Origin of the sequence: Streptomyces pilosus, assembly GCF_014649835.1 — a bacterium.
Taxonomy (GTDB): domain Bacteria; phylum Actinomycetota; class Actinomycetes; order Streptomycetales; family Streptomycetaceae; genus Streptomyces; species Streptomyces pilosus.
Window position 1 is genome coordinate 133,911 of the sequence record NZ_BMTU01000009.1, and the last position, 15,016, is coordinate 148,926.

Consider the following 15,016-nt stretch of genomic DNA (forward strand, 5'->3'; position numbering starts at 1 on the left):
GGGCGGCCCGCGGCACGTCACCCCCCGGGAGCCGACACCATGACGCCACGCCCCGCCGTCTCCGCGCACCGCGGAGGCACCGAGCGCGCCGCCCCGGCCACCTGGGAGGCGTACGAGGACGCGCTCGCCTCGGGCGCGGAGTACGCCGAGATGGACGTGCGGCGCACCGCGGACGGCGTCCTCGTCGTCCACCACGACGCCCGGGCGGGGCACACCGGGCCGCTGTTGTCCACGCTCACCCACGCCGAGCTGAACGCGCGCGCCGGGTACCCGGTGCCGGTCGTGGACGAGGTCATGGAACGGGTCGCCGGGAGGCTCGTCGCCCACCTGGACCTCAAGGAGACCGGATACGAGCGGGAGCTGATCGGCCGGGCGGTCGCCCTGCTCGGTGCGGACGGCTGCGTCGCCACCACCCTGGAGGACCGTTCGGTCGCCGCCGTCACCGCCGCCCACCCGCGGGTGCGCACCGCCCTCTCCCTGGGCCGCGACGGCAGGGGGCTCGGCCGGCGCCGCCTGGTCGCCACCCGGATCAGCGAGCTGCTGCCCATGCGCCGCGTGCGCGCCTGCGGCGCCCACGGGGTGGCCGTGCACCAGCGTCTGGCCCGTGCCACCGTGCTGCGCGAGGCCGCGCGTCACAGACTGTTCACCATGGTGTGGACCGTCAACGAGGACGCGGCCCTGCGCGGCTTCCTCGCCGACCCGCGCGTGGACGTGCTGATCACGGACCGTCCCCGCCGGGCCGTGGAACTGCGCGGACTCACGGACGCCCGCACCCCCGGGTGACAACCACCCGAACAAACCATTGACAACAGGGCGCTCAAGTTTTGTGCTGGAAGGTGCCGGAAGTGCGGAGAGGTGCCCTGGCGGAAGGGGACAGCGATGGGACGTGCCGTCGGAATCGACCTGGGAACCACGAACTCGGTGGTCGCCGTGCTGGAGGGCGGTGAGCCCACCGTCATCGCCAACGCGGAGGGCGCGCGCACCACACCCTCGGTGGTGGCCTTCGCCAAGAACGGCGAGGTGTTGGTCGGGGAGGTCGCCAAACGCCAGGCCGTCACCAACGTCGACCGCACCGCCCGCTCGGTCAAGCGGCACATGGGCGACGCCCGGTGGCGCTTCCCCGCGGAGGGCTCCGTCGACGGCACCCGCTACACCGCGCAGGAACTGTCCGCCCGGGTGCTGCAGAAGCTGCGCAGGGACGCCGAGTCCTACCTCGGCGAGGACGTCACCGACGCCGTGATCACCGTACCGGCGTACTTCGACGACACCCAGCGGCAGGCGACCAAGGAGGCCGGGGAGATCGCCGGCCTCAAGGTGCTGAGGATCATCAACGAGCCCACGGCGGCGGCCCTGGCGTACGGCCTGGACAAGGAGAACGACCAGACCGTCCTCGTGTTCGACCTCGGCGGCGGCACCTTCGACGTGTCGCTCCTCGACATGGGCGAGGGCGTCATCGAGGTGAAGGCCACCAACGGCGACACCCACCTCGGCGGTGACGACTGGGACCAGCGCGTCGTCGAGTACCTCACCAAACGCTTCAAGGGGCAGTACGGCGTCGACCTGGCGCAGGACAGGATGGCGGTGCAGCGGCTTCGGGAGGCCGCAGAGAAGGCGAAGATCGAGCTGTCCTCGTCCACCGAGACCACCATCAACCTGCCCTACATCACCGCCTCCGCCGAGGGCCCCCTGCACCTCGACGAGAAGCTGACCCGGGCGCAGTTCCAGGAGCTCACCGAGGACCTGCTGGAGCGCTGCAAGAAGCCCTTCCACCAGGCCGTCAAGGACGCCGGTGTGCAGCTGTCCGCGGTCGACCACGTCATCCTCGTCGGCGGCTCCACCCGGATGCCCGCCGTCACCGACCTGGTCCGCGAACTCACCGGCAAGGAGCCGCACAAGGGCGTCAACCCCGACGAGGTGGTGGCCCTCGGCGCCGCCCTCCAGGCCGGTGTCATCCGCGGCGACGTCAAGGACGTGCTGCTGCTCGACGTCACCCCGCTGTCCCTCGGCATCGAGACCAAGGGCGGCATCATGACCACACTGATCGAACGCAACACCACGATCCCCACGCGCCGTTCGGAGATCTTCACCACCGCCGTCGACAACCAGCCCTCGGTCGGCATCCAGGTCTACCAGGGCGAACGCGAGATGGCCGCCTACAACAAGAAGCTCGGCGTCTTCGACCTCACCGGCCTGCCGCCCGCCCCGCGCGGCATCCCGCAGATCGAGGTCGCCTTCGACATCGACGCCAACGGCATCATGCACGTCTCCGCCAAGGACCTCGCCACCGGCCGCGAACAGAAGATGACCGTCACCGGCGGCTCCGCCCTGCCGAAGGACGACATCGACCGCATGATGCGCGACGCCGAGAACTACGCCGAGGAGGACCGCAAGCGCCGCGAGAGCGCCGAGACCCGCAACCAGGCGGAGCAACTCGTCTACCAGACCGAGCGGTTCCTGCGGGAGAACGCCGACAGGATCCCCGGCGACACCACGTCCGAGGTCGAGGCCGCCGTCACCGAGCTGAAGCAGCTGCTGGAACGGGAGGGCGCCGAGACGGCCGAGCTGCGCGCCGGGGTGGAGAAGCTCGCCGCGGTGAGCCAGAAGATGGGCCAGGCGATGTACGCGCAGGCCACGCCGCCGCCCGGCGGGGGCACCGAACGGGACGACTCACCGCGGGAGGAGGAGGGCGTCGTCGACGCGGAGATCGTCGACGACGACAAGGACACCGGCGGACGCCGGGACGGAGCGGCCTGAACCGGGCCCGCCCCCCGGTTCAGTAGTGCTCCCGGCACTCCCGCAGCAGCTTCTCGGTGCGCTGGGCCGAGGCCGCCCGCGCGGTCATGTGGTCCAGCACCTCCAGGTGCACCGCGACCTCCTTGCGGGAGTCCAGGTACAGCGCACCGGTCAGGTACTCGGTGAACACCATGTCCGGCAGCTCCGGCTCGCCGAAGCGGAACAGCGAGAAGGGCGCGTAGGTGCCCGGGTGCGGCCCGTCCGCGAACTCGGCGATCTGCAGGGTGATCCGGTCCCGTTCGGAGTACTCGAGCAGCTTGTCGAGCTGGTCGCGCATCACCCGGCCGTCGATGCTCACCGGGCGGCGCAGCACCGTCTCCTCCATCAGCACCCACAGGTGCGGGGGGTCGGCCCGCTCCAGCAGCCGCTGGCGCTCCATGCGCAGCGAGACGTGCCGTTCGACCGCGTCCGGGCCCGCGGTGCCGATCGTCCCGGCCTCCAGGACGGCGCGCGCGTAGTCCTCCGTCTGGAGCAGCCCCGGCACGAAGTGCGGCTCGTAGGAACGGATGATGCGGGCGGCGCCCTCCAGGCTCACGTACAGGCTGAACCACTCGGGCAGCACGTCGTGGTACCGCTGCCACCAGCCCGGCCGGTTCGCCTCCTCGGCGAGCTCCACGAACGCCAGGGACTCGCTGTCGGGCACCCCGTACGCGGTCAGCAGCAGCTGGACGTAGGGAATCTTCAGCGCGACCTCGGCGGTCTCCATCCGCCGCACGGTGGCCGGGGCCACCCGCAGGATCCGGGCCGCCTCCTCCCGCGAGAGGCCGGCGGCCTCCCGCAGCTCCTGCAGCCGCCTTCCCAGAACCACCTGGCCCACGGTCGGTGCGGCCCGCCGCTCACTCACGCCACGCCTCCCCAACGCGCCCGGGCATGCGCTCAGTCTGTCATGTTCCTCCGACACTCTCACGAGCCGAGGGGAAGCGCCCTGTTTCCCTGCTCCCCACCACGATTACCCGGCGGGTAATCGACCCGGACGGGCCCTGACGGGATCGTGGACGTACCGGGTTCCGGGCCGGCGCACTCCGGCCCGGGACCCGGCCCGAACCCGCCCCGAACGACCCCGACGGAGGGTGATCCACCATGTCCACGACCCAGCTCGCCGTACTCGCCCGGACCGTGGAGCCGCAGCGGATGCTGCGCCGCTTCCTCGCCCTCGACGCCGCGGTGACCGGCGCCAACGCGCTCGCCTACCTCACCCTGTCGGGTCCCCTCGGACGCCTGTTCGGTGCCGGCTCCGGTCTGCTGCTCGGTCTGGGCGCGTTCCTCGCGGTGTACACGGCGGGCGTGGCCCTGCTGGCCGCCCGGCCGCATCCGCCGACGACCGGCGTGCGGATCGTCGTCGAGGCCAACCTCGCCTGGACGGCGGTGAGTCTGGCCGCCCTCGCCCTGTGGCTCACCCCGACCGCGGCGGGCGCGGTGTGGACGGTCCTCCAGGCGCTCACCGTGGCGGGTTTCGCCGTGCTCCAGCACATGGCCCTGAGAGCACGTCAGCTCAACCAGGACTGAAGGTACTTGGCCGTCGCCGGGTCCGCAGGGAGCAGCGTCTCCACGGCCAGCTCGGCGACGGTCACGTCCATCGGGGTGTTGAACGTCGAGATCGACGACACGAACGACAGCCGGCGCCCCTCGTGCTCGATCACCATCGGCAGCGCGAAGTACGCCACCGGCTCCTCCGGCTCCTCCGCGAGCCGCTCGCCGCTCTCGGGGACCGGATAGGCCGAGACCTCCTCGTACAGCGCCCGCAGCGGCTCGGAGCGGTGCAGCGCGATGTGCCGCCGCATCTGCTCCAGCAGGTGGCCGCGCCACTCCCGCAGGTTCAGGATCCGCGGCGCCAGCCCCCGCGGGTGCAGGGTGAGCCGCACCGCGTTCAGCGGCGGCTCCAGCAGTTCCTCGGGCACCCCGTCGAACAGGGCCATGACGCCCCGGTTGGCCGCCACGACGTCGTACCTGGCGTCCACCACCAGCGCCGGATACGGCTCGAAGCCGCCGATCAGCCGCTGGATGCCGTCCCGCAGCGCGTCCAGCGAGGGATCGTCCAGCGGGGTGTGCGGGAACCGGGGCGCGTAACCGGCCGCCAGCAGCAGCGCGTTGCGCTCCCGCATCGGGACCTCCAGCTGCTCGGCGAGCCGCAGCACCATCTCCTCGCTGGGCCGGGAGCGGCCGGTCTCGATGAAGCTGATGTGCCGGGCGGAGGAGTCGGCACGCAGGGCCAGCTCCAGCTGGCTGACCCGCCGCTGCTCGCGCCAGGCACGCAGCAGCGGGCCCACGCCCTCGACGGTGGAAACGGCTCGGGACGGCACAGTGGTCATGTCAGGACCGTAGTCGACGAGCGGCCGGACCGGGGAGTCGGACGCCGCGGGCCCGAGCCCCGGCGGCCCTCCTGTGGCAGCCTGGGAGCCCGGTACGAGCCCCCGTCACCCGTCGAAGGAGCGCAGGCCATGCCCGTCGAACCGCTGTCGCAGAAGGAGATCGAGGACCGGCTGGCGCACCTGCCGGGCTGGTCCCTCGACGGGGACCGCCTCAGCCGCTCCTACCGGCTCGGCTCGCACTTCGCGGCGACGGCGATGGTCGTCCACATCGCCCAGGTCCAGGAGGAACTGGACCACCACTCCGACCTCACCCTCGGCTACGACACCGTGTCCCTGTCCGTGCACACCCACAGCGCGGGCGGCACCGTCACCGCCAAGGACTTCGATCTCGCCCGCAGGGTGGAGGACCTGGCGCCCGGCCACGGTGCACACTGAGGCGCGTGCTGGACTACGACGAGGAAGCGGAGCGGTACGACGCCCTGCGCGGCGGTGAACCCCGCGCCGCGGCCGCCGCCGAGGCCGTCCTGGGTCTCGTGCCCCCCGGCGCGCGGGACCTGCTGGACGCGGCCTGCGGCACCGGCCTGGTGACCCGGCGCTTCCCCGCCGCGCGCCCCGGCCTGCGGGTGACCGGGGTCGACCTGGCCCGGTCGATGACCCGGATGGCGGTGTCCCGGCTGCCGGGTGCCGTGGTCCGCGCGGACAGCCGCCGGCTGCCCTTCGGCGAGGCACGGTTCGACGCCGTGGTCACCGTGTGGCTGCTGCACCTCATGTCCGGCGCGGAGGACGTCCACGCGGTCGTCGGCGAATGCGCCCGCGTGCTGCGGCCCGGCGGCGTCTACGTCACCACCGTCGGCAAGGGCGCCTCCCACAACGTGGGCAGCGACATCGACGCGGTCCTCGCCGCCCGCCCGGCCGGCCCGGTGTCCGACGCCCCCGCCGCCGTGGAGGCCTGCGCCGTGGCGCACGGGCTGCTCCCGGCGGGGGAGGCCCGCTTCCGCGGCCACGGCCAGGGCCGCAGTCCCCGCCGCACCATCGAGGACCTGCGCCGCGGCTGGTTCGTCACCCTGCCGCCCGGGCAGCCGATCGCGGAGGACTTCGCCGCCCGTCTGGCCGCGCTCCCCGACCCGGAACGCCCTCGCCCCGAACCGGTGTTCCGGCTCCGGGCGTACCGCAAGCCGGGGCCCGGCAACCCGGGCGGCCCCGGCGGCGACTGAGGGACGGAACCCGTCCGTCCTCCCAGGAGGTCCGTCCCGTGACCCACCCCCACAGGCACCGCAGACGCCGTGTCCTCCTCCCCGCGGCCCTCGCCGTCGCCGCACTGGCCGGAGCCGGCCCGACCGCGCTGACGCCGGCGTCCGCCGGGGCCGCCACCGCCCGCCAGGCCGAGGCGCTCGACCGGGGCGTCGTCAGCGTCCACACCGGCACCGGAAACCTGGTCGGCTGGCGCTGGCTCGGCACCGACCCGGACTCCGTCGCCTTCAACGTCTACCGGGCCGGCACCAAGGTCAACGCCTCCCCGATCACCGGCTCCACCACCTACTTCCACTCCGGCGCCCCCTCCCACGCCGACTACACCGTCCGCGCGGTGGTCGACGGCACCGAGCAGGGCGACTCGGTGCACGCCGTCCAGTTCCGCAGCGGCTACAAGGACGTTCCCCTCAGCCCTCCGTCCGGCGGCACCACCCCCGACGGCGTCGCCTACACCTACGAGGCCAACGACGCCTCCGTCGGCGACCTCGACGGCGACGGCGCCCTCGACTTCGTCCTCAAGTGGCAGCCCACCAACGCCAAGGACAACTCCCAGTCCGGCCACACCGGCAACACGATCGTCGACGGCATCAAGCTCGACGGCACCCGGCTGTGGCGCGTCGACCTGGGCCGCAACATCCGCTCCGGCGCCCACTACACGCAGTTCCAGGTGTACGACTACGACGGCGACGGCGAGGCGGAGGTCGCCATGAAGACCGCCGACGGGACGAGGGACGGCACCGGCGCGGTCATCGGCGACTCCGCCGCCGACCACCGCAACTCCGGCGGGTACGTGCTCTCCGGACCCGAGTACCTGACGATGTTCCACGGCCGCACGGGCCGGGCGATGGCCACCGTCGACTACGTCCCGGCCCGCGGCACCGTCTCCTCCTGGGGCGACTCCTACGGCAACCGCGTCGACCGCTTCCTCGCCGGGACGGCCTACCTCGACGGCGCCCGCCCCTCCCTGATCATGGCGCGCGGCTACTACACCCGCACGGTGATCGCGGCCTGGGACTGGCGGGGCGGCGCCTTCACCCGCCGCTGGACCTTCGACACCAATTCCTCCACCAACAGCGGCAAGGGCTACGACGGCCAGGGCTCCCACAGCCTCTCCGTCGGGGACGTCGACCGCGACGGCCGGGACGAGATCGTCTACGGCTCGATGGCCGTGGACGACAACGGCAACGGCCTGTGGACGACGAGGACGGGGCACGGTGACGCCCAGCACCTCGGCGACCTCGACCCGTCGACGTCCGGCCTGGAGTACTACAAGGTCTCCGAGTCCACGGGCCAGCCGGCCGCCCTCTACATCGACCCCGCGAGCGGCGCCGTCCGCTGGAAGCTCGCCGCCTGCTGCGACAACGGCCGCGGCGTCGCCGGGGACATCTGGGCGGGCGACCCCGGCCCCGAGATGTGGTCGTCCTCCGACGGCTCCGTCCGCGACGAAGGCGGCGGCACCAAGGGCCGCAAGCCCTCCTCCGCCAACTTCCTGGCCTGGTGGGACGGCGACCCAGTCCGCGAACTCCTGGACGGCACCCGCATCGACAAGTACGGCACGGCCTCCGACACCCGGCTGCTGACCGGCGCGGGCGTGGCGTCGAACAACGGCACCAAGGCCACGCCGGTACTGTCCGGCGACATCCTCGGCGACTGGCGCGAGGAGGTCGTCTGGCGCACCGGTGACAACCGGGCCCTGCGCATCTACTCCACCCCCCACGACACCGACCGCCGCATCACCACCCTCCTGCACGACACCCTCTACCGCACCTCCCTGGCCTGGCAGAACACCGCCTACAACCAGCCTCCGCACACCGGCTTCTTCCTGGGCGCGGACATGCCCACCCCACCGAGGCCGACGGTCTACACGCCCTGAACCCCCGGCCGGCACGAACGGCGGCGCCCCGCTTGCCCGTTCCGGCGGGTAAGCGGGGCGCCGCGCCGTCCGCTCACTCCGTGATCGTGCCGTTGAACTCCGGGAACGCGAGGCTGGAGTCGTCGCTGCTCCGCTGCACCGTCACCACGATCTTCCTGCCGTACTGGGACTCGATGCTGTTGTCGTGGTTCTTCGTCGTCGACACCCCCGGTGCCAGCCGGCCCTCCAGCGGCTGCGACCCCTTCGAGAAGAGGGTGAAGACGGCTTCGCCTCCGTTCGTGGCCCCCTCGACGATGAGCGACAGGTCGTCCAGGGCCACTGGCCCGGTGCCGCCGTTCTCCAGCTTCAGCCCCACCCGGAAGTCGGTGTTGCCGGGCTCCGGCGACTCCAGCAGGTCCTCGTCGTGGTCGGTGAACACCTTCGCGTCCACCACCGTCACCTCCAGCCCGTCCGGCCACGTGTAGGACTCCCCGAACTCCAGCACGGTGGCCTGCCGGCCGGTGCTGTCCCCGCCCGGTTCGGCCCCCTCGTCGGAGCAGTGGGCCATCCAGTCGGCCTGGCTGATGTTCTCGTCCATGCAGTCGACCGCCGGTGCGGTCGTGGAAGCCTTGCCCTTCGCTGCTGTGCCGCCGTCGTCTCCGCCGCCGCACGCGGTGAGCGCGGCCAGGAGCAGGGCGGCCGTGGCCGCGGTGGCGCGAACGCGCATATTCCCCCCAAGGTAGAACGTCGGAACACCGTAGACCGCCCGCGGGCGAGGTGCCGACCACCGTCACCGAGCCGTGACACAAGATCACGAGGAGGCCGGTACGGCCCGCCGGGTGCCCGTCATGCTGCGACCGGGCACCCGGGGCCGCCCCGCGGTCACCGGTGGGGCGGAGGGTGTGTCTCCCCACCGGCGGGGTCTCAGCGGACGGCGCAGGAGCGGCCCCCCACCTCGAAGGCCGTCGGTGCCCTGTTCGCCGCCGATCTGGTGGCCGTGAAGCCGAAGGCGGCCGAGGAGCCCGGTGCGACCCTCGCGTTCCAGTCGGTGTTGCGTGCCGTCACCGCCGGACCGGACTGGGTGTGGGACCCGTTCCAGAGCTGGGAGATCCGCTGGCCGTCCGCGAAGGACCAGGTGAGGGACCAGCCGTTCCAGGCGGCCGGGCCCGTGTTGGTCAGCCGGACGTCGGCCTGGAAGCCGTCGGCCCACTGGTGGGTGATCCGGTAGGTCACCTCGCACGCGCCGGACGGCTCCGGGTCCGGGCCGGGCCCCGTGCCCGAGGTGTCGCCGTAGACGATCCCGCGGCCGTTGGTCGCCACGTACACGCGGCCGTACACCCGTGGGTCGCCGGTGATCGCCGCCCCGGTCCAGCCCCACTGGTGGGCGTCGTCGTTGACGCGGGTCCAGGTCGCGCCCCGGTCCGTGGAACGGAAGATGCCGCGCACGCCGTCGATCTGCGCGCTGGTGAAGAGGGTCTGGTAGGAGGCGCCCGGCGCCGCCTTGCCGAAGCCGACGGTGTCGGCCTCGTCGACGCCCGGCAGCTTCGTGAACGTCGCTCCGGCGTCCACGGAGTGCCACAGGCCGTACGGTCCGTCGCTCGCCCCTCCCGCCAGCCAGACCTCGCCCCGCGCACCCGGGAGGGCCTTGAAGCGCACGCTGTCACCGGCGGGCAGCCCCGTCGCGGACGAGGCCGTGAACGTCGCGCCGCCGTCCGTACTGACGTAGAACCTGCCGGACTTGAAGCCGTAGAACGTCCTCGGGTCGACCCGGTCGGACTCGACGACCGCTCCGGACGGGATGCCGGACGACGGGGACCAGGACGTCCCGAACCCGGTCGCGTGGTGCACGCCGGCACCCTGCGGGCTCCACACGAACCGGCTGCCGTCGGCCGCCGCCGCGACCGTGCCGCCGCCGCTCACCCCCGAAGGGTCGGTGCCCGCGAACCAGCTGGCGCCGTTGTCCGTGGAGAAGGCGATGTGCGGGCCGGAGTCCAGGTTGCCGGCCCGGACCACGATCCCCGGGTTCGACTCGGCGAAGTCCAGACTGGTCGTCGTCGTGAAGTTCGGCTGGGTGAACATCATCGGCGGCACCCGGGTGAGGTCCGTGTGCCGGAAGCCGCCGACGTCACCGAGCGCGCTGATCAGCGGGGCGCCCGACGGGGGAGAGATCAGGTCGTTGACGGCCGTCTCCTCCAGGCCCCGCACCATCGGTCTGATGGTGAACGGGGTGTCGTCGTCCCAGGCGGTCAGGTTCTCCGTGCCGTAGATCGTCGCGCCCGTCCCGTACATCATCCGGTCGGAGTCGAACGGGTCGATCTCCAGCGCCTCCGTCATCCAGCCCAGCTTCGGTGTCTGCTCCGGCGGCGACGGGTTCGCGCCCCAGGTCAGCCAGGGCGACGACGAGACGTCCATCGTGTAGCGGTTCTCACGGTCCGGGTACGAGGTGTAGCTCCACGCCTGCGTCCACGTGCCGCCGCTGTCCGTGGAGCGGAAGATCTGCGTGTCCGGCCACCAGGAGCTGTACGCCGTCGCCATCACGGTGCCCGGGTTCTGCCGGTCCACGGTCAGTCCGCTGAACCCGTAGTAGGTGTCGGCCTCCGCGACCGGGCTGATGTCCGTCCAGGTGCCGGTCGCCGTGGTGTACCGGTACAGCCGGCCCTTGCCCCCGTCGTACGGTCCGCCGGTGTCGCTGTAGGCGAGGTAGAGGTGGCCGTTCCGGGCGTCCAGGACGCCCTTGTGCGCCAGGTACCCGGTGGGCTGACCGGCGATCCGCTGCCAGGTCGCGCCCGCGTCCGTCGACCGGTACACGGCGTTCTCCTTGTCGGCGACCCCGGCGTAGACCGTCCGCGTCGCCGTGCCCGCGCTGCCCGTCGACTCGTCGAAGGTGACCCAGACGACGCCCTGGTTGTCGGAGGCGTAGCCGGAGGTGTCGCCCGGATCCTGCACGTAGTTCCCGGGGTTGGGGAAGGCCGTCACCTTCGACCAGGTGGCACCCGCGTCCGTCGACCGCCACAGCCCGTGGCCGCTGGGCGCGCCGAGATACAGCACGTCGTTGTCGTGGGGGTCGACCGCGAGGCGTTCCCCCATGCCCCGGCCGGGCATGTTGCCGCCCAGCTTGAACGGCAGGTCCGCCTTCCTCCAGCTCGCGCCCCGGTCCGCGGAGCGCAGCACCGCGCCGTTGCCCGGGTCCCAGTCGTTGGTGTAGGTGCCGACCGCCGCGTACACCCGGTCGGGGTCGGCGGAGTCGGAGGCGAGGCTCACCACGCCCGTGTGCCCCCAGTCGTCCCAGCCGACCGAGTCCAGCAGCGGGGTCCAGCTCTTCGTGGCCTCCTGCCAGCGGTAGGCGCCGCCGATGTCGGTGCGGGCGTAGGCCAGGTCCTTCTCGGTGCGGTTGAAGACGATCCCGGGCACGAAGCCGCCGCCGTCGACGCGCGCGTTCTTCCAGGTGTAGGTGTCGGCGGCGAGCGGGGCGGCCGGCTCGGGAGCCCCGGCGGCCAGGGCGGGCGGACCGCCGGCGAGCAGACCGGCCGCCAGCGCGAGCACGGTCGTGAGGATGCGGGTTCTTCGCACGGTGCGTTCCTTCCTCATGGGGGGAGGGGAGGTGGGGGGAGCGTGCGAGGACCGGGCGGCCCTGCGAGGGCCGCCCGGCCGGTGGTGGCCCCGGCGTCAGGTACCGGGGCCGGTACGCGGAGCGTCGGCGGGGGCTATTCGAGAAGCTCCGCGTACGAGCCCATGGCCAGGGCGATGTCCGCCTGGGCCCAGAACCGGTGGTACGTGAAGGTGGGCGCGGCGCCGCCCGCCAGGTAGGACTCGATCTTCGACCACGCGGGGTCGTCCTGGTAGAAGGAGCGGATCGAGGCGAAGGTCGACGACGAGTTGATCGTGTCGCCGTTGGGCATGGTGCCGGTCCAGCCGCTCGGGACGTGCACCGGGTCGTCGAAGCGGTTGTAGTCGGCGCGGGTCTCCGGGACGGCGATGCCGAGCGCGGTCTGGTTGTTCTTCCACATGCCGTCCAGCAGCGCCTTCGCCGTGGTAGCAGCCTCCGTGTCACCGGAGCGGTCGGCGTAGTACGTCAGCGTCTTGGCGTAGGCCGCGGCCACACCGACGTCGTTGGTGTAGTCGGTGACGGTGACGTGCAGGCCGCTGTTGGCGCCGGGCGACGACGCGTTCCAGGTGTCTGGCTTGCCCGACCACCGCAGTGTCGACGGCATCAGGAAGGAGCCGTCGGGGTTGACGGTGGTCTCGGACAGCGCCCAGTCCACCCACTTGTCGAGGACCGACTTGGCGAGCGCGTTGCCGGTCTGCTGGTACAGCTCGGCGACCCGCTCCATCGACCACGCCTGGAAGCCGAACCACTGGTTGGACGGCGGGTCGTGGTAGACGGGCTTCTCGTCGTAGTGCATGCCGTAGAAGGTCGGCGTGCCGGCCGGCGGGGTCGTGTACCGGCCCGCCCAGCTGTTGGTGGCGCCGCCCGCGATGCCGCCCTCGTCGGACTGCAGCCAGCGGTAGAACTCCAGCTGCCGCTGCATCGACTTGCCCCAGTCCGCCGCACCCGTCGCCGACTTCGGCTTCAGCGGCGCGTAGGTGCTCAGCGCGTACGCGGCGAGGGGGTTCTGGTAGCCGCCGTGCGCGTGGCTGGAGCCGATGCGCCAGGCCCAGCCGGCCGAGGTGTCGGTGGCACCGCCCCAGGCGTAGTACCAGGACAGCAGGTAGTGCGAGGCGTCCTTGCCGGTGCCGGCGGGGCAGGACGGGCTGGTGCAGTTGCCGACCTTCTTGAAGTACTTGTCGTACATCGCGTAGCGCAGGTAGTCACCCATCTTCGCGGCCTTGGCGACCGTCGCGGAGATCTGGGCGCCCTTGCCCTGGTCCTTGGCCCACAGGTCCGCCCAGTACGCGGCCTGCACGGCCCGTGCGTCGGCGTCCGGGGCGTTGGTGAACTTCCACTGCTTGGCGTACGAGGCGTCCTTGGTGAACAGGTCCAGGTAGCCGTTCTTCCCGCCGTACTTGAAGGCGTCGCAGGTGGGCTGCGGGACGGTCTCCCACACCGACTCCTGCGGACCGCGCTGGAAGGTGTTGATGTAGGACGGTCCGGTGTCCGCCGGGCCCGCCTCGCACTTGCCGGGCGAGTTGCCGTAGCCGTACACGTTGTCGACGTCCTGGATCCAGTGCATGCCGTAGACGTCGTCCGTGCCGTAGGCGGACTTCAGCTCGGCCGCGATCGGGTCCGGGCCGACCGACACGCCCGCGTCGAGCTGCGAGGGGTACTCGTCCGGGGTGTCGTGCTCCGGCGCGTAGGTCGCCGGCTTCGAGGCGTTGTAGAAGGAGTTCGTCGGCTGGTCGGCGCGGGTCGGGATCATGTACTTCTCCATGATCTCCCAGGCCCCGTTGAACTTCGACCAGTCACCGGTCACCTTGCCGTACATCGCCTGCAGCCACAGCAGGTAGCTGTACGCCTCCGAGGTGGTCTCGTGACCGTGGTCGGGGGCCTCGACGATCAGCGTCTCCACCGAGTGGTACGGGATGCCCTCGGGGGAGAAGTAGCCGTTGGCCGGGTCGGTGATCTTCCCGTACAGCTCCAGGAACCGCGCGTCGTACGTCTTCGCCGCGCCCAGCTGCGTCACGGTGACCGCGGCCTTGGCGTGGCCGGGCGCGGTGGACTCGAAGACGGCCGAGCCGCTGCCGGAGGCGTCGGCGGCGATCGTCACCCGCTGCGCGGTGTTCCAGTTGGACGGGGTGAAGGTGAGCGAGGCGCCGGAGGAGACGGACAGGCCCGTGTTGCCGCTCGCCCGCGTCGTCGTGACGGTCGTGTTGGCGCTCGGCTGCTTGGACAGCTTCACTTCGTACGTGCCCGACTCACCCTGCTGCACGCCGAGTTGGGACGGGGTGGCGACCACGGCGGGACCGGAGGCGACGGTGATGCCGACCGGCGTCGAGCTCGCGGAGGCGCCCATGCTGTCGTACGCCTTCGCCACCAGCGAATGACTGCCCACGGTCAAACCGGCGACCGAGAGGGTGAAGGGGGCGCTGGTGTCGGTGCCCAGCAGCTCGGTGTCGTCGTAGAACTCGACCTTGGTGATCGTCGCCTGGTCGGCCGCCGCGGCGGTGGCCGCGAGCGGGACCGACTCGCCCTGTGTGTAGACGGCGCCGGCCGCCGGGCTGGTCAGCACGGTGATCGGCGGCTGGTGGGCGCCGGCGCAGGTGGTGCCGTTGACCGCGAAGGACGTGGGGGCGGCGTTGGTGCCGCTGTAGGTGAACTGGCCGCCGGTCGTGACGGCGGCGCCGGCGGCGATCCGGGCGTTGTACCCGGCGTTCTTCACGGTCACGGTGGAGCCGGACTGCGACCAGGTGCCGTTCCAGCCGTTCACCAGCCGCTGGTTGCCCGTGTAGCCGTAGGTCAGGGTCCAGCCGTCGATGGCCTCGGTCCCGCGGTTGGTGAGGGTCAGCTCCGCGGTGAACCCGGAGCCCCAGTCGTTCGCCTTGTAGTCGACACTGCACTGGACGGCGGCCGCCTGAGCGGGAGTCGAGCCGGTCGAGAGCATCGTGAGCGGCAGTGCCAGAGCCGCCGCCGCGGCCGTCAGCAGCCGGCGTAAGCCGCCGCGTCTCCTGGGTGGGGGATGCATGGTGCTGGTTCCTCCTGCGACTCGGTGAAGTCAAGCCTTGAACCAGTGGGAGCGCTCCCATAGTGGGGATGGGGGGATGGGCGGTCAAGCCTTGTGGAGAATCGAAAAGATTCGACGATTCGAGTTGCGCGAAAGTCTGTGGTCCCCCTGTTCTTCACCGTCACTTGGCGCTAGCTTCAAGAGCACCAGTG

General features: G+C 71.8%; 11 protein-coding genes. 6 read left to right on the forward strand and 5 right to left on the reverse strand.

Features of this window, described 5'->3' with window-relative positions:
• Positions 1 to 39: 39 nt before the first annotated feature.
• Both IE118_RS22390 and dnaK read left to right on the forward strand, forming a co-directional pair.
• Entirely contained in the window at positions 40 to 783 is a 744-nt protein-coding gene (locus tag IE118_RS22390; protein ID WP_189559783.1) for a glycerophosphodiester phosphodiesterase family protein, read from the forward strand.
• Positions 784 to 879: 96 nt separating this feature from the next.
• Positions 880 to 2,754: a molecular chaperone DnaK gene (gene dnaK / locus IE118_RS22395; protein WP_189559784.1), complete on the forward strand. Its 1,875-nt coding sequence runs from the start codon at positions 880 to 882 to the stop codon at positions 2,752 to 2,754.
• A gap of 19 nt (positions 2,755 to 2,773) precedes the next feature.
• On the opposite strand, the gene IE118_RS22400 is transcribed toward dnaK, so the two are convergent.
• Positions 2,774 to 3,637: a Sco1979 family transcriptional regulator gene (locus IE118_RS22400; RefSeq protein ID WP_189559785.1), complete on the reverse strand. Its 864-nt coding sequence runs from the start codon at positions 3,635 to 3,637 to the stop codon at positions 2,774 to 2,776.
• Between the two features lie 236 nt (positions 3,638 to 3,873).
• Between IE118_RS22400 and IE118_RS22405 the strand changes: the two genes are divergently transcribed.
• Complete coding sequence (locus IE118_RS22405) at positions 3,874 to 4,299, forward strand: hypothetical protein (protein WP_189559786.1); 426 nt, start codon at positions 3,874 to 3,876, stop codon at positions 4,297 to 4,299.
• Here the strand turns inward: IE118_RS22405 and IE118_RS22410 are convergent.
• The gene (locus IE118_RS22410) at positions 4,281 to 5,102 is read right to left on the reverse strand and encodes a helix-turn-helix domain-containing protein (protein WP_189559787.1); all 822 of its coding nucleotides are present in this window, start codon (positions 5,100 to 5,102) and stop codon (positions 4,281 to 4,283) included. The genes IE118_RS22405 and IE118_RS22410 overlap by 19 nt on opposite strands.
• Positions 5,103 to 5,231: 129 nt before the next feature.
• Between IE118_RS22410 and IE118_RS22415 the strand changes: the two genes are divergently transcribed.
• The 3 genes from IE118_RS22415 to IE118_RS22425 are packed head-to-tail and all read left to right on the forward strand — an operon-like array spanning position 5,232 to position 8,226.
• On the forward strand, positions 5,232 to 5,537 hold the full coding sequence (locus IE118_RS22415; protein WP_189559788.1) for a 4a-hydroxytetrahydrobiopterin dehydratase: 306 nt from the start codon (positions 5,232 to 5,234) through the stop codon (positions 5,535 to 5,537).
• A 5-nt stretch (positions 5,538 to 5,542) separates the two neighbouring features.
• Positions 5,543 to 6,316, forward strand: coding sequence for a class I SAM-dependent methyltransferase (locus tag IE118_RS22420; RefSeq protein ID WP_189559789.1), 774 nt, complete (start codon positions 5,543 to 5,545; stop codon positions 6,314 to 6,316).
• Positions 6,317 to 6,354: 38 nt separating this feature from the next.
• Positions 6,355 to 8,226, forward strand: coding sequence for a rhamnogalacturonan lyase (locus IE118_RS22425; protein WP_189559790.1), 1,872 nt, complete (start codon positions 6,355 to 6,357; stop codon positions 8,224 to 8,226).
• Between the two features lie 73 nt (positions 8,227 to 8,299).
• Here IE118_RS22425 and IE118_RS22430 read toward each other — a convergent pair whose 3' ends face one another.
• The 3 genes from IE118_RS22430 to IE118_RS22440 all read right to left on the reverse strand — a co-directional run bounded on the left by IE118_RS22430 (position 8,300) and on the right by IE118_RS22440 (position 14,825).
• Positions 8,300 to 8,932, reverse strand: a complete 633-nt coding sequence (locus tag IE118_RS22430) for a hypothetical protein (protein ID WP_189559791.1) — start codon at positions 8,930 to 8,932, stop codon at positions 8,300 to 8,302.
• A gap of 197 nt (positions 8,933 to 9,129) precedes the next feature.
• A complete protein-coding gene (locus IE118_RS22435; protein WP_189559792.1) occupies positions 9,130 to 11,775 on the reverse strand; it encodes a cellulose binding domain-containing protein in 2,646 nt (881 codons plus the stop codon).
• Between the two features lie 134 nt (positions 11,776 to 11,909).
• On the reverse strand, positions 11,910 to 14,825 hold the full coding sequence (locus IE118_RS22440) for a glycoside hydrolase family 48 protein (RefSeq protein ID WP_189559793.1): 2,916 nt from the start codon (positions 14,823 to 14,825) through the stop codon (positions 11,910 to 11,912).
• Positions 14,826 to 15,016 lie beyond the last annotated feature (191 nt).